Origin of the sequence: Microcoleus sp. CAWBG58 (assembly GCF_020883045.1) — a bacterium.
GTDB lineage: Bacteria > Cyanobacteriota > Cyanobacteriia > Cyanobacteriales > Microcoleaceae > Microcoleus.
On the sequence record NZ_JAHRFA010000070.1, the window covers coordinates 1 to 16,726 of the forward strand.

At 43.3% G+C, this 16,726-nt stretch carries 17 protein-coding genes; 6 read left to right on the forward strand and 11 right to left on the reverse strand.

The features are described 5' to 3' along the window. Positions 1-557: 557 nt before the first annotated feature. The 8 genes from QZ918_RS25005 to QZ918_RS25040 form a co-directional block, all read right to left on the reverse strand. Entirely contained in the window at positions 558-797 is a 240-nt protein-coding gene (locus tag QZ918_RS25005) for a tetratricopeptide repeat protein (RefSeq protein WP_293339642.1), read from the reverse strand. 102 nt (positions 798-899) lie between these two features. Then, complete coding sequence (locus tag QZ918_RS25010; RefSeq protein ID WP_293339645.1) at positions 900-1,676, reverse strand: tetratricopeptide repeat protein; 777 nt, start codon at positions 1,674-1,676, stop codon at positions 900-902. Between the two features lie 54 nt (positions 1,677-1,730). Then, positions 1,731-2,441 (reverse strand): haloacid dehalogenase type II, encoded by a 711-nt coding sequence (locus QZ918_RS25015; protein ID WP_293339648.1) that lies wholly within the window; start codon positions 2,439-2,441, stop codon positions 1,731-1,733. A gap of 276 nt (positions 2,442-2,717) precedes the next feature. Beyond that, positions 2,718-3,674, reverse strand: coding sequence for a GDSL-type esterase/lipase family protein (locus QZ918_RS25020; protein WP_293339650.1), 957 nt, complete (start codon positions 3,672-3,674; stop codon positions 2,718-2,720). 341 nt (positions 3,675-4,015) lie between these two features. Then, positions 4,016-5,311 (reverse strand): TldD/PmbA family protein, encoded by a 1,296-nt coding sequence (locus tag QZ918_RS25025; RefSeq protein ID WP_293339653.1) that lies wholly within the window; start codon positions 5,309-5,311, stop codon positions 4,016-4,018. Between the two features lie 214 nt (positions 5,312-5,525). Next, on the reverse strand, positions 5,526-5,690 hold the full coding sequence (locus tag QZ918_RS25030) for a hypothetical protein (protein ID WP_293339657.1): 165 nt from the start codon (positions 5,688-5,690) through the stop codon (positions 5,526-5,528). 24 nt (positions 5,691-5,714) lie between these two features. After that, positions 5,715-6,575, reverse strand: a complete 861-nt coding sequence (locus QZ918_RS25035) for a Tab2/Atab2 family RNA-binding protein (RefSeq protein WP_293339660.1) — start codon at positions 6,573-6,575, stop codon at positions 5,715-5,717. Positions 6,576-6,644: 69 nt separating this feature from the next. Beyond that, positions 6,645-6,869: a hypothetical protein gene (locus QZ918_RS25040; protein WP_293339663.1), complete on the reverse strand. Its 225-nt coding sequence runs from the start codon at positions 6,867-6,869 to the stop codon at positions 6,645-6,647. A 201-nt stretch (positions 6,870-7,070) separates the two neighbouring features. On the opposite strand from QZ918_RS25040, the gene QZ918_RS25045 reads away from it, so the two are divergent. The 4 genes from QZ918_RS25045 to QZ918_RS25060 all read left to right on the forward strand — a co-directional run bounded on the left by QZ918_RS25045 (position 7,071) and on the right by QZ918_RS25060 (position 11,874). Further along, positions 7,071-8,426, forward strand: a complete 1,356-nt coding sequence (locus tag QZ918_RS25045; RefSeq protein WP_293339665.1) for an AAA family ATPase — start codon at positions 7,071-7,073, stop codon at positions 8,424-8,426. After that, the gene (locus QZ918_RS25050) at positions 8,426-9,352 is read left to right on the forward strand and encodes a DUF4435 domain-containing protein (protein ID WP_293339668.1); all 927 of its coding nucleotides are present in this window, start codon (positions 8,426-8,428) and stop codon (positions 9,350-9,352) included. The genes QZ918_RS25045 and QZ918_RS25050 overlap by 1 nt, the downstream gene beginning before the upstream one ends. Positions 9,353-9,629: 277 nt before the next feature. Further along, positions 9,630-10,352, forward strand: coding sequence for a pyridoxine 5'-phosphate synthase (locus QZ918_RS25055; RefSeq protein ID WP_293339671.1), 723 nt, complete (start codon positions 9,630-9,632; stop codon positions 10,350-10,352). Between the two features lie 727 nt (positions 10,353-11,079). Continuing rightward, positions 11,080-11,874 carry a hypothetical protein gene (locus QZ918_RS25060; RefSeq protein ID WP_293339674.1) on the forward strand — a complete coding sequence of 265 codons (795 nt, stop codon included), beginning with the start codon at positions 11,080-11,082 and terminating at the stop codon, positions 11,872-11,874. Between the two features lie 602 nt (positions 11,875-12,476). On the opposite strand, the gene QZ918_RS25065 is transcribed toward QZ918_RS25060, so the two are convergent. The 3 genes from QZ918_RS25065 to QZ918_RS25075 form a co-directional block, all read right to left on the reverse strand. Continuing rightward, positions 12,477-13,499, reverse strand: coding sequence for a tetratricopeptide repeat protein (locus tag QZ918_RS25065; protein ID WP_293339677.1), 1,023 nt, complete (start codon positions 13,497-13,499; stop codon positions 12,477-12,479). 181 nt (positions 13,500-13,680) lie between these two features. Continuing rightward, positions 13,681-13,809 (reverse strand): hypothetical protein, encoded by a 129-nt coding sequence (locus tag QZ918_RS25070; RefSeq protein WP_293339680.1) that lies wholly within the window; start codon positions 13,807-13,809, stop codon positions 13,681-13,683. A gap of 158 nt (positions 13,810-13,967) precedes the next feature. Then, entirely contained in the window at positions 13,968-14,330 is a 363-nt protein-coding gene (locus QZ918_RS25075; RefSeq protein ID WP_293339683.1) for a hypothetical protein, read from the reverse strand. A gap of 440 nt (positions 14,331-14,770) precedes the next feature. Between QZ918_RS25075 and deoC the strand changes: the two genes are divergently transcribed. Both deoC and recO read left to right on the forward strand, forming a co-directional pair. After that, positions 14,771-15,451, forward strand: a complete 681-nt coding sequence (gene deoC / locus QZ918_RS25080; RefSeq protein WP_293339686.1) for a deoxyribose-phosphate aldolase — start codon at positions 14,771-14,773, stop codon at positions 15,449-15,451. 396 nt (positions 15,452-15,847) lie between these two features. Further along, a complete protein-coding gene (gene recO, locus QZ918_RS25085; protein ID WP_293339690.1) occupies positions 15,848-16,723 on the forward strand; it encodes a DNA repair protein RecO in 876 nt (291 codons plus the stop codon). The last annotated feature ends 3 nt before the right edge of the window (positions 16,724-16,726 follow it).

Genomic DNA, 16,726 nt, shown 5'->3' on the forward strand with positions numbered 1-16,726 from the left:
TTTTTTGGGAGATGGCTCTGGCTCTGGTTTTGGTTCGTAGGTGGCTAATATTGCGCTGAGTTTTTGGATTTTCTCCCATAGCTCTACTATCAAGGCTTCTTTTGCCTCGTTCGATATAGCAATCCTCAATCATTTTCATAGTTATTATAGGAGTTGTTTAAAATCCCGGTTGCCCCGATAGATAGGGGGTAGGCACGGGGACACTACCCCTACAAATCTTCATGAATCATTTAGGATTGCTATAGTTGTTTTAGGTCGGGGAGTTTTTCCATTCCTTTATCTAATGTCTATCTTGTCTTCTTGTCAAGGGGGTTGAGCAATTACCATATATCTTTTTTGCAAGAGGTCTATTGTACAAGACAACGGTCTAATACACCGATGTCAGGAGGTTAAACAGTTATGGTCAAAGTGGGAAGAGCAGGGTTTATATATCTTTATATTGTTCCAAAATGAACCCTATTTAATTAGACTGGCAACACATTAAAGAAGATGAATTAGCTGCAACATTAATTGAGATTACAAAGTGTTGAAAAATATATGATTTTTCTTGAATTATTTTAATTTAGGTTTAGTGCCTTTTCATAATCATCTTTTCTTGCTTGTTTCTGAAATAAGTTGGCGGCTTTTTGTAAATCTTGTATCGCACCCTGCTTATCTCCTAATATCGATCGCGCAATACCAAGATTGGCGTAGGCTTCAGCATAGTCTGGGTTGATTTTTATATCCTGGTCGAAATCGGCGATCGCACCCTGCTTGTCTGCTAAGCTCGATCGGGTGACACCTCGGTTATAGTACAATACGGTTGACTTAAGAACAATCTGACTTTCAAGAGATGCCTGTATTGCCTAGAAAATCTTGAGATGACATTCGTCAAAAAGCGTTAAGTCCACCGTATTGGTTTATGGTGATTCTTGAAGTCTATTAATTATATTTATTGCCTTTTCGTAAAGAACTTTATTGCCTTGTTTCTGAAATAATTCTGTGGATTTCTGAAGATCTGCGATCGCACCCGGCTTGTCTTTTAACCTCGATCGAGTAATCCCCCGATTGTAGTAGGCTAAAGCATAGTTGGGGTTAATTTTCAGGGCTTGTTCGTAATCGGCGATCGCACCTTGACTGTCTCCTGAGTCATCCCGAGCATTGCCGCGATTGACATAGGCGATGGCATTGTTGGGGTTATTTTTGATGGCTTGGTCATAATCTGCGATCGCACCCTGTCTGTCTCCTGACTCATCGCGGAGATTGCCTCGATTGATGTAGGCATTAGCATCATTGGGCTTAATTTTTATGGCTTGGTCAAAATCTGCGATCGCACCCTTCTTGTCTCCTAAGTTCGATCGGACAACACCGCGATCGTTATAGGCCTCGGCATAATTGGGGTTGAGTTTAATCGCTTGAGTGTAAGACTCTATAGCACCCGGATAATCTCCTGCTTTGTACTTCTCTACAGCCTGATTGTAAAATTCTTCCGCTGTTTGGTTTTGTGTCAAAGCCTCACTGGCTACCTGCGCGCCTAAGTCCACCTTCGTTGCAGCCAACAAGTTAAAATTTTGGTCGATCGGAATTCTCAATGAAAAGTTTTTATTTTCGGCATGACTCGGTTGACAATTTACTAAACTTGTGGTTGTTGAAACAACTAATCCTGTCAACAGTCCAGTCAAGATTTTAAACTTCATGCTAATCTCCACCTTTTGGTAATTTCAAGCAACTATTTTGACATCTGCGGTTATTTAGGCGATCGCCTCTACCAGCGTTTTCAAATCCGGCACTTCTAAATCCGGCTGGGCACTGGCGGGCAGTGTCGCCCCAAATCCTGTTCGATCATATCTCCGATTTACCCAAACCGTCGATATTCCCATACGTGAGGCTGGTACAATGTCGTGATACAGGCTTTGAGCGACGTGCAGGAGTTTTGACGGTGGTATGCCCATTTTCTCGATCGCCATTTCAAAGTTGCGAGTTGACGGTTTGTACGATCGTACTTGTTCCGCCGTAATCACCCAATCGAATTCAACTTTTAAATGTTTGGCAGTACCAGCAAACAAATCGTCATCAATGTTGGAAATTACCGCCAATTTATATTTTTGCTTGAGCGCTCTCAAAGCTGCAACTGTATCCGGGAAGGGCTGCCAATTTTTGATCGATTCAACCAAGCAATTAATTTCTGTTGCTGACTCTGTTTCTGTCGGTTCAAAACTAAATTTTTTACCAATCTTTCTGACTATTTCTTGCAAGATATCTCGATATTTGATATACTCACCATTTTCTTTTTCCAGTTCCGCTTCAAACTCAGCAAACATTTCTAAAGTTCCGTCATCGCTAAAATCGATCTCGCGGTTGGACAGCAACTGTTTCAATACTGGCAATATCCCACTTTCCCAATCTATGAGGGTGCCGTAGCAGTCAAAACTCACAACTTCAAATTGATTAAAATCTAACATCTGTCATGCCTCCTATTTTATCAAGACTGAGCCAGTCTAATCTATAGAAACCGATTTTTTGCAGGTATTAAAGGCGATGGACGAGTTTTTTGGGAAAAAACCTCGTTTCTGAGTTGCAATCCTTAAGTCCTGTCGATTCTATTGAGTGCATCTCATTTTTTTTTGGAAATATACTTGTAGGGGCGAAGCATTTCGGCAGTAAATCTGTGATTCTCAGTTATAAGTTATGTGCCGAAATGCTTCGCCCTTTCCAAAACGAGATGCACCCATTCTATTTTACGGTTGATATTCCGCAAAAATTTCAATTTTGCCGACAATATTGCGATTAAAGTCTGCCAACTCTTCTGCTGGAATCCAATACTCTTGGTGAATCGAACTGCCGACAGTTTGCACGGGATACTTATTCAAGAATTCAGTCAAAACTCGAAACCTGGTTACATAACCAAAATATCCAGATGCTGCATCTTTAGTATTCCAATCTCGTGCAATTTGTATGGCATATGCTTTGTGAAGTACGGGATAAAAAATAGGCTGGAAAGCCAGTCGCGGTGGAAATGCCAGGAAATCGCTTTCTTTAATTAATTCCATTTCTTTTATTCCGACTGCTCTAAACAGAGTTACCGTCTCTTTATCCGATATGTTTATATTTTTAAACCAATCTTTCCAAGCCTCCCAATTGTGAACTATTTTAGCCAGTTCCTTGTAACCAGCAGCCTGAGGATGGGAACCGTCATTGTTGGTAAGTTCTTCGATCCAAATCTCTGATTTTTCGAGCGGGGTACAAATATCTAAATAAGGTACATTTAACTCCCTACAAACTTGGGAAAACTGCTCGGACAAAGTGGCTATTCTGATTGTGCGCTCGACATCAATAACGGGCGGTGGCCCGATCATTAAGACTGGCACTCTTTCTTTCGCCGAGTTGAGAATATAGCGGACATTTTCAATTGATTTTTCAAGTTCGACGCGAGTTTTTCCGTTTTCAAAATAAGTGTCGTTGACGCCAAAGGAAAATACTATTCTGCCGTCGCAGTAGTGAGGTAAGCGACAAGAAACTTCGCTGAACCACCGAGTTTCTATATCCGTACTGGTTTCTCCCCGCACTCCTAAATTATAGTAGGTAATATCCTGTCTTTGCCCGCTAGCTGCCGCGCAAACACGTCCTGTCCAACCAAGATATTTGGGGTCGCCCGTACCATTGACAAAAGAGTCGCCGATAAAACAAATACGCATAACGTTTTTTGATTTGGGATTATACAGTTGACGGTTGACAGTTGACAGTTGACAGGTAAATTGATAATTGGCAATAGAATAGTCAACATTTATGTTGTTGACAGTGGAGCGATATTATGTAAGAGTATGGTCGGTGCGTGAGAGTAAGTAGTCTCTTAGTTTCGATGTGAATATTTCTCTACTATCGCGCACCGGGAAAGAGATTTATTAACAATGACCAATGATATCATGTCCGGTGGATTCCCCTAACAAAAATGGTTCGTAGTGCGGACTTCAGTCCGCAGATTTTTGCGGACTGAAGTCCGCACTACGAACTAAAATGACTAATGACTAATAACCGATTAGTTTTTGCCCGTAACGGACAATCCCTCTACAATTACAGATGGTGTGTGGCAAGAACCGTTCCACTCGGAGTCTCCTCCTAATTCTACCAATTGTTTGAGGACGCTGTAGACGTTGCCGGCTACCATGGTGTCTTTGATTCTGCCGATTATTTGACCTTTTTTGACTCTGTAGCCGAGATCGACGTTAATTGAAAAATCGCCGGAAATTCCGGCACTGCCGCCAAGCATTTGATCGATGACAATGCCGTCGTCTAATTGAGCGATTAAGTCAATTAACGATCGCTCTCCTGGTTTAATCAAAACATTAAACAAACTCGGCGTTGGATAGCTGCCCAAACCGGGGCGAAATCCGTTGCCGGTGGTGCCGCTTCCCAAGGCTCGACCGGTGGTGCGATCGGTATAAAATAGCTGCAATACTCCGCTGTTGATAAAGACGATCGCCCGAGTGGGAGTACCTTCGTCATCAAAAGGACAGCTATAGGGCCCGATATCCGGCTGTTGCCAGAGTGTGACAAGGGGCGATGTTACTTGTTGGCCCAATCGATCGCTCCAAGGAGAAGCGCCTTCGAGTACCTGTTTGCCATTCAACGCCGCACAGACAGTCCCCCACAGCAAATCGGCAGCTTTGGCTGTAAACAGTACCGGCACGCGCCCCGTGGCGGGGGCTACATTTTCTTTCGCCCATTCCAAACGCTGCAAAACCCGCTTAGCACTGGTAGTTAAGTCGAGCTTGCCGCGTTCGGTTTCGCCATCCCAAATGTTGAGGAAATCTTCGCCGCGGACTAATTCTGCTGACAAATAACCGCTGAGGGTGGTGTCGGTGTGGCTAGAATCTAAACCTAATGTGTTCAACAAGCGGGTGCTTTCAATTTCGCAGTCGAGCTCGGCGGTGCAGAGGCTTTCTGGATATGCTTCGCGGACGATCGCGATCGCCTCTTTTCCCCAGTTTACTAACTTTTCGGCTGGGACTGACACTCCGCGATCGGGATACACAACTTTGTCACCGGTGCCGAGTTCGATCGTTTCCGGTTCGTTGAGTTGCGAAAGTGCGATCGCGCGATCGACCAAAATCTGCGGTTCCACGGGCCCGTAGGCTACCGCCAAACCCGGCCGCCCGTCCCGCCACAGCCGCAATGCAATGCCTTCTGCTTGGGCAGTTTCTAGCTGTTTGAGGCGGTTTGCTTCAAAAAAGACCGGCCGCGAGAGCGATTGCGATTCCAATACCTCAGCAGCTTCGGCACCTGCTTTGGTGGCTAATTCTAGCAGTTGTTCTGCTGATTGGTGATTGGTCATTGTTGTAGTTGACAGTTGACAGTTGACAGTTGACAGTTGGCAGTTGGCAGTTGGCAGTTGACAGTTGACAGTTGACAGTTGACAGTTGACAGTTGGCAGTTGACAGTTGACAGTTGGCAGTTGACAGTTGGCTCCGAAAGCAGTTGACAGTTGTCAGTCTTTAGTCATGTTTTGCGAGCGTTCCAGAAGAGCGAACATTATTAGTCATTAGTCATCAGGAAGAAGGAAGAGGTAAGAGGATAAGAGGTAAGATTTTTTTACTTTGAAATTCCCAATTCCCAATTCCCAATTCCCAATTCCCAATTCCCAATTCCCAATTCCCAATTCCCAATTCCCCGTACCTCATTTTTCTGATAAAGGCCATATCGGTTATTGCCAAGCGATCGACTAATTAGTTAATTAGTTAGTTAGTTAGTTCGTGTAGCAGCCAAAATCCTGCAAAAGATTCTGATTGTGGATTCGACTGAATTGCTAAAAAATGTACTTGTTTTGCTTGCTTTTTCGCCGCTTCAAATGATGCCGCTTCTTTCTCAGTTGCTGAGTCTCTGAGATTAGCTATAATCCAGCGATCGTTAGCTCCCGTATCTAATACCAGCCTAGGGATAGGGGCGCTGTCATATCTTAGAAAAGCTAATTCCAAACCCGACATCCAACCTGCTAAAGCCGTTGCTCTCGATGAGTAGATGATTAATCCTGGAATTTGTGTTTCCGGGGCGAGGCGTGTCATCGGGAGTCCGAAAGCTTCGCCAAATCCAATATCCCACTCAGACATCTCATCAAAAGCTGCGATCGGCAAACTCACAAACGTCCATTTTTCGCCGATTAACGCATCCGGCAACGGTATGGGCGTTTCGGGTACAAATTGAACGCTCGGGTTCACAACCGGCTGATAACCGGGTTCGGTGGGATAAACGTCTTGCATCCGTTCTTCCAGCCACAGGCTGAGGGCGAGGGTGCGGCGGCTGGAGGCTGAGGGAATATCCAATTCCTCGCAGGCTTTGGTAATCATGTTCGCCATTTGGCGGCGAAAAAAGCGGATTTTTTCGGGTGGTTTCGGTGCAGAGGCGATCGCATCTTTAATTGCACCAGCCAGCCACAGGGAATTCACGGTTGTACTCGGGCAGAATTGCGAATAGCGAAACAGAGATTCTGCCTTGTCGCCTACATTCAGCGGGCTTTCGCAAATCAACACTTCCCATTTTTTTTTCTCTCGCTCGTCTAGGATTGGACGGCTGTAAAAGTCGAGTTCCCAAATAGTAGCCATGCCGCGCTGTTAAAAATTAATCCTTTCTCATGTTACCTGACATCGGGCAAGTTTCTGATGAGTAAGAATTTAAGACTGATTTTCAATTGCGGGCGATTCCCTACGGGATAGCTTCGCACGCGCGTACTTTTCCCTGATATTACCGCTCTCCCCCCCCTTCTCATCTAATTTTGGGCTGTAGTGCACAACCGGACGCATTAGTAACTCGTCGCCGAACACTACCGCAGCAAATAGCCGAGGTTTTTCTCGCAGAAAGCTTACCCCTGGCAGCAGCGAAATTTCGGAGTATTGCATAGTAAACAATATCTGTTACAATCTAAACTCAAACATATCTTAATCCTTTACTTATTAAATCTCCCAACTGCGATTGTCAATACATTCAAAATTGCGCTATCCTTGCTTAAGGTGGAGGCACTCGCTTGCCCCACATCTAGGAAAGCCATGATTCAAAACCTAGAAGATTTATTTAATGGCTCTAATCAATAGGACAAGAAAATGAACACAAGTAATATAAAATCTTTTTCAGTGCAGGGTCTTTTCGGCACAGATGATGTTCACATTCCCTTTGATGAGAATACAAAAATACTCGTTGGAGAAAATGGACTGGGAAAGACTCAAGTCTTAAATCTTTTTTATTACACTTTGAAAAGAAATTTTTTAAAACTGGTTGAATTCAGTTTTGATAAATTAACTTTAGAATTCCACAAAGGGAATCCTATTGAAATATCTAAAAACAAGGTAGATGAATTGATTCAGGAACTGTACGATCATCCAGTGCTTAGAGATTTTATAGATCGAGTTGGTTATCCTCAACTTGAGATGCTCAGAAACCGATTCATACAAAGCAAAGCTAACAGAATATTAGAACCAGAATTTCAATATAATTTTAGATACAAAAATTTTCCTATTCATCGTGTATTTGGAGCTTTTGAAAAACTAGAAATTAAGAAAGACAAATTAAACTTATTTTTTACTGATTGTGAAAAAGACATTGAATCAGGTATCGAAGGGACTGAGATTATGTATTTCCCAACATATAGACGTGTTGAAGAAGACTTATACAATCTTGGCTATAGTGATGATGAAATCTTAGATCAAGAAAATACACTTATTCAATTTGGCATGGATGATGTCCAAAAACGTTTTAACAATATTCAAAATACTATTGATAGATTTTTGAAGGAAGGTTTTTCACAGATGTCATCCGAAATTCTCAGTCAACTGATAGAAGATGAAGAAGATGAAAAAGACAGTGAATTCTTGAAAAATATCGAAGATAATGATGTTGAAATTTTATTGTCACGAGTGGGAAATCGAATCTCAGAACCTAAAAAAGAAAGAATTAGTGAACTACTTTTAAATAAAGAAGCAAAGCCAATAGCAAAAGATAACTCTCTTAACTTTTTTTTAAAGAAACTAATTGAAATTTACTCGTCTCAAAAAGAGTTAGACAACTCCGTCAAACTATTCAGAGACGTTTGCAATAAATATTTGATTAACAAAAAAGTATTTTATGATGAAAGTGCAATCAAAATTTTTATTAAATCAGAGAGAAATTCTTCTGACATTCCCTTGAGTAAACTTTCTTCAGGAGAAAAGCAAATTATTTCAATATTTTCTAAGATTTACCTTTCCGAAGGTGACAAAAAATTTCTTGTGCTTTTTGATGAACCAGAGTTATCATTATCAATGCCTTGGCAAAAGCAATTACTTCCAGATATTCTCAATTCAGGAAAATGTCAATTCCTTTTGGCAGTAACTCATTCCCCATTCATTTTTGATAATGAGTTGGATAAATATGCCATTGGCTTAAACGAATATATTCAACCTTCACAACTAATTACAGATTAATGTCATACATAGAAAAGCTCAGGAAAAGCCGAGAAAAAGCCCAAGTTGCTTATACAGAGTTTACCCTGCATACCAAAAAAGGTAAGGATGGCTTGTTTTGCTTTTTTGAGGGAAATGATAATGCTTATTATGTACCAAGGATAAAACGTTTCACAGACAACTATCACCCAATAAATTGCGGTGGCAGAGATAAAGTATTAGAGGTTTACCGACTTATTACTATTCATTCTGAATACGATAAATACAAAAAAGCCTTTTTCATTGATAAGGATTTTAATGAACCTTTGCCACCTCATCACCCACCAATCTTTGAAACACCTTGTTATTCTATTGAAAATTTCTACGCTTCAGTAGATGTTTTCAAGGAAATCCTGAAAAATGAACTTCATTTATCAGAAGTTAGCGATGAAGCATTTCAAGTTTGTATTAGAATTTTTACAGAGAGACAACAAGACTTTCACCAAGCTACCAGTTTGCTTAACGCTTGGTATGCTTGCTTGATAGAGATTAGAAATCAAACAGGAAACCAAACAGGCGTAAATTTAGAAGATAAAATTCCCAAAAGATTTATTGATTTTACGCTAGATTCAGTAGTACAAAAATATGATTTTGAAACAATCAAACAGAATTTTCCACAAGCTTTGGAAGTGTCAGAAGATATTTTAAACAGAAAGCTTGATGAGTTTACCAATTGTGAACAACATAAAACTTTTAGAGGCAAATATGAAATGGAGTTTGTGGTTACAATGATTCAACTAATTTTACAGGATTCATCAAATGCTCAAAAGTATATAAAAGACAAAATAAAGTTTACTTTTGGGGAGAAGTTGAGTAACGAGCAAGCTATCAGTATTTTTTCTGTATATGCTGAAACACCAGAAACTTTGAATGATTATTTGGCATTTCTGCATAGTAAAGATAGTTGAGCTATAATCATGTATCCATTAAGTTAACTATTTATTCCTCTATAAAATGTCTCCGACGCGGTGATGAATTCGATCGCGCCCTACGTCTTTTACGGCTTGCCAATCTTGAATAATTGCCAGCAAAACAGCAAATGGCAGAGGCTCTTTTGTAGAAAGCGGTGCAGCTTGTCACAGCTCAATTTTACTCTAAAAATGCCCTCACAGTACCGTCAGTAGCTAAAGATTTCGTCCCTAAAGCGATTAATATAGTAGCAGCTACCTTAAAGATTAATATCCCATGACAAAACTCAGCGTCAACATCAACAGAATCGCCCTGCTCAGAAACTCTAGAAATATCGGCATTCCCAGCGTTACGGAAGCTGCAAAAACAGTAATTGCAGCCGGAGCCCACGGCGTCACAGTCCATCCCCGCCCCGACGAAAGACACATCAAAGCTGCCGATGTTTACGACTTAGCCAAAATGCTAACTGTCGAGTTCAATATCGAAGGAAATCCGTTTCAACCTCCTTTTATGGATATAGTTTGCGATGTCAAACCTGCTCAGTGTACCTTAGTGCCGGATGCTCCCGACGTGCTCACCTCGGATAGCGGTTGGGATATTCCCGAAAATCGCGATCGCCTGTTACCAATTATTGAAAAGTTAAAAAACAACGGCATCAGAGTCAGCTTGTTTATGGACGCAGATGCTGCTCTCATGCCCCTAGCCAAAGAAGTTGGAGCAGACCGAGTAGAGCTGTACACGGAACCCTATGCAACTGCTTTTCGTGAAGGGAATGTAGAATCTGTTTTTCAAGAGTATGTTTTAGCAGCTAAAGCGGCTCAATCTGTAGGCTTGGGAGTGAATGCTGGACACGATCTAAATTTGGAAAATTTAGCTAAGTTTTGCTCTATTTCTGATATACTAGAAGTCTCGATCGGTCACGCTTTAATTGCGGAAGCGCTAGAAATGGGCTTGTCCAATACGGTAAAAGCTTACCTAAAAATTCTCTCAGGTTCGTAGTACAAATAAACCTCGCGTGGCAGGGCTAGTTTTGCACAAAAATCATGACTAAACCTGCCCCTGGTATGTACAAAGCATAGGAACCTTTCAATAGTTGACAGTTGTAGGGGCAGTGCCCCCGTGCCTGCCCTCTTAGTTGACAGTTTGAGATCGACCTCTACCCTTAAGTCCGAGGAATGAAACGGTGAATAATTTTGTTTTATTTCCCCCTTCTTAAGAAGGAGGCTTTAAACCCATTCTTCTTGGTCGTTGTGGACTGCGCGATTCTGGGCATTAATAGCGGGAATGTGCGATCGCCCTGCACCCTAAAAGCCGATCGCCCTCGCACAAGGTAACAGTAGAGACCGCAGTCAGGGGTGTCAAGGGCATTTTGGTGGTAGCAATACCAATCCGGAAGCCCAGACACCGAGTTTTTTGGGTGTAGGCATTTTTTTACCCATATCCTTGGAAAAAACTTTAATTTTCCTTAACCCAATTGCTGAAATTCTCAACGATACTATGCGTAGGCAGTATCATTAAAATGTCCCGAGAAATGTCCCGACAAATTGAGGCTACTACTTAGCTCCCGCACTACCAATCTGCTACCAACAGTTTTGTGCAAGTACGGGATATTTACCTGTATCCTAGATGCTGCTGTAGCCAAGTGTGCGATCGCGCTTACTTAATCCGGTGCAAACAGGCAAACACAAGTAACCATATACAACTGCTTACCCCTGCCAAGTGCGACATGAAAAAACTAATTTTACTGACTGGAATGCTACTCATGATGACGGCAAAATCCGTATTTGCCAGCCCTGTAGCCCCCAAATTTGAACCGAGCGAGCGGATGGCCGCTGCGGAAATTACACAAACTGTTAATACACCCGTTACTTCTGCCCTAGTTGCCAAGCAAGAACCGATCGAGCCAACGTCAGTTACCCCAGCCCCGGTTGCTAAGCTAGAGCCGATCGAGCGAATGTCAACCTCGGAAATTCGAGCCACCATCAACCAACCAACCACTTATATTTTTGAAGGCGTCAAAGGGCGAGAACTCACACTCTCGCTGTGGGCGGGAAAACTGACAGCCCAACTGTACAGCCCCAACGGTCAAAATCTGGGAGTTGTTGACAAAAGTGACAATCAGTGGATAGGTCAGTTGCCAGAGTCCGGCATTTACCGCGTGCGAGTTACTCCCAAAGGTGAGACTAGCGCCTTCGTACTCGAACGCGACTTTAACGCCAAGTGGACTTATAGGCCCGATCGCGCACTTCCCATAGCATACGGGGAAACAGAAGCCACAGTTAGGCTCAAAATGTCCGGCTACCAAATCCAGCCCCTGACAGTTCCCGGAAAACAGGGACAGACAATCACGGTGAATGCTAGCAACAAAAATCTCGATGTGGCGATCGAATCTCCATCGGGACAACTCTTAGATCAAGGCGAAGGTCAAACTTTTGCTCAACTCCCCGAGTCTGGCACCTACAAGGTGCTGATAGTTGCCAACAGGCCAGTTAAATCCTCGATCAGAGTTGCGGTGCGATAGATCGAGATAGATAGAAAAAACATTCTTGAGGGCGATCGAAATTGCGATCGCCCTGTCACAAAAGCTCGATCGAAACGCGAGCTTTTTTTTTGCCTAAAATCAACCGCTAAGAATGATTCATCAAGATTTGTAGGGGTAGTGCCCCCGTGCCTACCCCCTATCTATCGGGGCAACCTAGGGCGGTTTTATTGTCAGGATAGGAAATATCAAACTACCAAAAGTATCGCTCAAAGGTCGGCTCGCAGTTGGGTCAGGCTGCATCTCATTTTTGAAAATATACTTGTAGGGGTATCGCATTTCGGCAGTAAATATCTAATTCTCACTTATAATTTATGTGCCGAAATGCTTCGCCCTGGTCAAAATGAGATGCACCATTTGGGCCAATGTACGTAGTTGCGATTTTTGCGCTATTTCCTAATATTATTAAGAGCGCTTAAGCGCAACAACGTACCTAATTTGTCTGATGACGATAAAACCACCTTACCTATCTATCCGGGCAACCGGGTTCTTAAAGAACCCCCTACAAGAATTCTGAAAATGATGCGAGGATTGCTATAGTTGCTCAACTGTCAACTGTCAACTGTCAATTGTCAACTGATATATCAACCTTGAATCAGCGCTGCAAAACGTTCTTGTTTCCAAATGCAGCTTAAATCGGAGTCAGCTACAGCTAATTCTCGGTATAAATTAGGCATAAATTCCACAGCCCGCTGCAAATTGTCAAGGGCCAAATCAGCAAAGCCCAGCAGCGCATAACAGCAAGCTTGATTGTAAAAAGCGTTAGCAAAATTAGGATTGATTTCTAAGGTAGTTTCATAGCAAGCGATCGCCTCCGAATAGCTACCTTGTCGCGCCAATTCCACACCTCGATTGTACCAAATCAAATAATCTTCAAAGATACATTCTGATGTGGGAGTGAACTTGGCATTTTTTTGATTTAAACCGACTAATTTTTGCAAAGCAATTCGTCGCTCGCCTACAGCTTCGGCTCTGCCCGGTTTCAGAGCGATCGATCGACTGAAACTCGCTACTGCTTGCTTGTAAAGTCCCATGGAGTTGGCAGCTAGACCGCGATTGTACCAAGCCTTCGCATCATCTGGGTTAAACTCGATCGCGCGATCGAAACTGTTGAGCGCCTGATAGTAAAGCTTTAGTTCCAACAGAGCATTCCCTCGGTTGTACCACGCCCAAGGCGCATCTGGGTGCAAACTCAAAGAGCGATCGAAACTCAGAACCGCCTTCTGGTAAAGCCCCATATCGATCAGCGTCAGTCCCCGGTTGTGCCAAATACTCGCCGCATACGGGTTGAACTCCAGAGCCCTGTCAAAACTGTTAAGAGCCTCCAAAAAGCGGCCCAACTTTCCTAAAGCAATAGCCCGGTTGTGCCAACCAAAGCTCGCATCCGGCTGCACAGCCAAGGCTTCATCAAAACTTGAAAGCGCCTCTAAATGTCGTTCTAAGTTGCCCAAAGCCATACCTCGCCCGAACCAAGCCTTATAATGATCCGATTGCAAGTTCACAGCTCTGTCAAAATTCGCCAGAGCACGATCGTGATCGTTAGCTTCGAGGTGGCGCGAACCCAGATGATAATACCAAGCTGCTTCCAAGTTTTGAATTAAGTTCATAATATTTTTGCATCTATCTTAGGGATGATTCTACACAAAAAAATGCCCGAGCTTCATCTGTAATTTCACTAAAAATTAGAAAATTTTGATACAGGGCGATCGCCCGTACAAACTGCTAGCGACAACCTCAACAATTGGCGGTTGAAACAGAGTATTTTCCTCTCATCAAATGCTCTTTCAGCTAACCATACTCATCGCTGGTTGAAGCTGCTGCAAATCTCAGGCTGGCGCGAGTCACGCAACTATTACCAGAAAGAATTGGTTGAAAGTCGTAACCCTTTGAGGGAGAAATTACGATCGGACTATTCATTACTCCAATCCTCGGACTTAAGGGTAGAGTTCGCTATCAAACTGTCAACCCTCAAGCGGTCAACTGTCAACTGTTGAACGCATCCAAAATTAGGTTTGCAATTACACTAAAAGCTCAAATCTCGTAGTGCCAATAGCTTCAACTTCTGCTTAGCAAATTCAAGCAACCACAACCGCTGTTTGAGCAGTCTCGCTCAACAACAACCTGCCTGAAGCATCAATACTAAAATCCTTCCCCAGCACAAAACCCTTACCCATCAAGCGCTTGCAAACAACCAGCGCCGTAATGCGACGAATTTCTTCCATCACGTCAGCAGGAATCAAATAACTCAAACTCCAGATCGCCGACTCACAGTCAGACCAAATTAAGCGCTCAATACTGACAATCATCAAAGCAGCTACGCTGTCTGTTGACAGCCGCCCTCTGAGATCTGCAATCAAATCTTTACCAATTAAGCTGTTGCGAGTCATCATCGCTCTAGCCATCTTTCCAATTTCTTGTTCGAGTTCTAAATGATTCATGCTTGGCACGGGCTGTTATGTTTTTAAAGCACTAATCGGAGTAAAAACAGTGACTGCTACCAGGCTCTACTCTAGGCTAGCTGACGCAGGCTCTACCGCAACTCCTTTTAACAAAGTATACCTAAAGAAAGATTAAAAATGTATCTAAAGGCAGATACTAAAATTATTTATTTTGTCATAAATGGATGAACAAATTCCCACAACAGTTTGTCTGAACTGCAAGTTGAGTATTTGTGCTCGCTCAGAGCCTGAGGCAAGTTAAGAATTGGTAAATTCGCTACTAAAATTTATTTTTTGGTATGAATAAAAGAATAAATTCCTGCAAGAGTTTTTACTAGCAGCAAATTGAGCATTTGTGCTGGCTCTGGTCAGCAGCCAATTCAAAAATTGGTAAATTCGCTACATAATAGGGAAGTAGTTACTTCGGAGAAAAAATAGCAATGGCTGCAACAGGGCCAGATATCGATATTGCCCCCTATATCGACCACGCCTCGATCGACCCAAGTGCCACGCCAGATGAAATAGAATACTGCTGCCAACAAGCCGATAGATTTGGGTTTGCGACAGTTTGCGTGTATCCAGCCTACGTGCGACAAGCGGTAAGTCTCCTGCACGGCAGAAAGCCAAAAGTTTCGACAGTCATAGGTTTTCCCACGGGAGCAACCACACCAGCAGTCAAACTCTACGAAGCTCTAGAAGCGGCAGACAGCGGAGCCGTTGAGTTAGATGTCTCGGTCAATTTAGGATTGTTGAAAGCTGGAAAAAGCGACGAATTTCACCGGGAATTAGCCGAAATTTGCGAAGAAACCGGACTAACTATCAAGGCGATTATCGAATGCTCGATGCTTTCTGATGAGGAAAAACAATTAGCGGCTGAGCTTTGCATGGAGGCGGGCGCTGTTTATATCAAAACTAACACGGGCTTTTTTGGTGGGGCGACAGTTGAAGATGTGAAGTTGCTTAAGGAATTTACTAAGGGAAGGGTTGGTATTAAAGCGGCCGGAGGAATTCGCACTCACGAACAAGCTATAGATTTGATCGTGGCTGGTGCAACTCGTTTGGGGACTTCTCGCGGCCCGGAATTAATCCGCCAGCGAGATAATTTAAAGCAGAGTCATTAGTCATTGGTCATTGGTCATTGGTCATTGGTCATTGGTCATTAGTCATTAGTCATTAGTCATTAGTCATTAGTCATTAGTCATTAGTGCTGTCCCCTCCGAGCGAACAGCATTAGTCATTGGTCATTGGTAATAGCAAGTAGGGTGCGTCGCCATTTATAATCTGCAAGTTATATCCAAGATCTCGTAGCGACGCACCCTACGGATTAACTATTTTCTGGGATGGGCGTCCCGCCCGTCCAGAAAAGACGGGCGGGACGCCCATCCCACAAGAAGCATGAAATTGTAAATTATTTAATTCTCATTCCTTATATTATGAAAGAGCGCTTTCATCGCAACAACCTACCTCAAAATTAATTTGTATAAGAATGCCGTTGTAAATCTAAAATCTAAAATCTAGTGACTCGAACTTACAAAGCAATTGGAATCAATCTTAAGAGTGCGCCGATCGGCGAATCCGATCGCCTGCTGACAGTTTTGACACGGGAATTCGGCTTAATTAAAGCTGTAGCGCCCGGTGTTCGCAAACAGCGATCGAGCATTGGCGGCAGAAGCGAGTTATTTGTTGTCAACGAATTGCTGATTGCCAAAGGTCGATCGCTCGACAAGATTACCCAAGCCTCCACCGTCGAATCCTATCCTGGTTTGAGCCGCAATCTCGGAAAACTCTCCGCCGCGCAATATCTGGCCGAATTGGCGATCGCCAGCGCCCTATCCGACGAGCCACAAGAACCACTGTTCTTTTTGCTGGGGGAACACTTGAGCCGTTTGGAGCGTTTGTCCGATCGCACAGAAATCGAATCCGCCGCCCTGCTAGTCGCCCATCTAGCCCAGGGTATTTTTCACTTGCTAGCCCTTGCAGGCCTCGCGCCCCAAGTCCAAGTCTGCTGTGCCACCAGGGAGCCGCTGATCCCAAATTTCAGAGATCCGAACTGGCAAACCGGGTTTAGTATACCCTCTGGGGGAACTTTCAGCTTGTTGGAGCTAGCTAACCTAGAGGCAGAACTTTCCTCACAAACCGGCAGCCTGTACAGATCCAGCTCCCGTTCCCGGCAAACGAGCGACAGCAAACACTTGACAAACTTCCATATTAATGCTAAGGAATTAGCTGCGCTGCAACAGTTGGGTAGTGCAGAACTAGAAGAGGGGATTGCCGATCGCGCGACTTGGGTATCAGTAGAAAATATTTTGCGGCAATATGCCCAGTATCATTTAGGTTGCACGATTCGATCGGGAAGCTCGATCGACACCTACTTGGAGAGTTTTGAGTTTTAAATT

Coding starts and splice junctions, on each gene's coding strand:
- QZ918_RS25010 (WP_293339645.1), bottom strand. CDS start 1,676: ATGAAGTTTAAAATCTTGACTGGACTGTTGACAGGATTAGTTGTTTCA.
- QZ918_RS25015 (WP_293339648.1), bottom strand. CDS start 2,441: ATGTTAGATTTTAATCAATTTGAAGTTGTGAGTTTTGACTGCTACGGC.
- QZ918_RS25020 (WP_293339650.1), bottom strand. CDS start 3,674: ATGCGTATTTGTTTTATCGGCGACTCTTTTGTCAATGGTACGGGCGAC.
- QZ918_RS25025 (WP_293339653.1), bottom strand. CDS start 5,311: ATGACCAATCACCAATCAGCAGAACAACTGCTAGAATTAGCCACCAAA.
- QZ918_RS25035 (WP_293339660.1), bottom strand. CDS start 6,575: ATGGCTACTATTTGGGAACTCGACTTTTACAGCCGTCCAATCCTAGAC.
- QZ918_RS25040 (WP_293339663.1), bottom strand. CDS start 6,869: ATGCAATACTCCGAAATTTCGCTGCTGCCAGGGGTAAGCTTTCTGCGA.
- QZ918_RS25045 (WP_293339665.1), top strand. CDS start 7,071: ATGAACACAAGTAATATAAAATCTTTTTCAGTGCAGGGTCTTTTCGGC.
- QZ918_RS25050 (WP_293339668.1), top strand. CDS start 8,426: ATGTCATACATAGAAAAGCTCAGGAAAAGCCGAGAAAAAGCCCAAGTT.
- QZ918_RS25055 (WP_293339671.1), top strand. CDS start 9,630: ATGACAAAACTCAGCGTCAACATCAACAGAATCGCCCTGCTCAGAAAC.
- QZ918_RS25060 (WP_293339674.1), top strand. CDS start 11,080: ATGAAAAAACTAATTTTACTGACTGGAATGCTACTCATGATGACGGCA.
- QZ918_RS25065 (WP_293339677.1), bottom strand. CDS start 13,499: ATGAACTTAATTCAAAACTTGGAAGCAGCTTGGTATTATCATCTGGGT.
- QZ918_RS25070 (WP_293339680.1), bottom strand. CDS start 13,809: ATGAATAGTCCGATCGTAATTTCTCCCTCAAAGGGTTACGACTTTCAA.
- QZ918_RS25075 (WP_293339683.1), bottom strand. CDS start 14,330: ATGAATCATTTAGAACTCGAACAAGAAATTGGAAAGATGGCTAGAGCG.
- deoC (WP_293339686.1), top strand. CDS start 14,771: ATGGCTGCAACAGGGCCAGATATCGATATTGCCCCCTATATCGACCAC.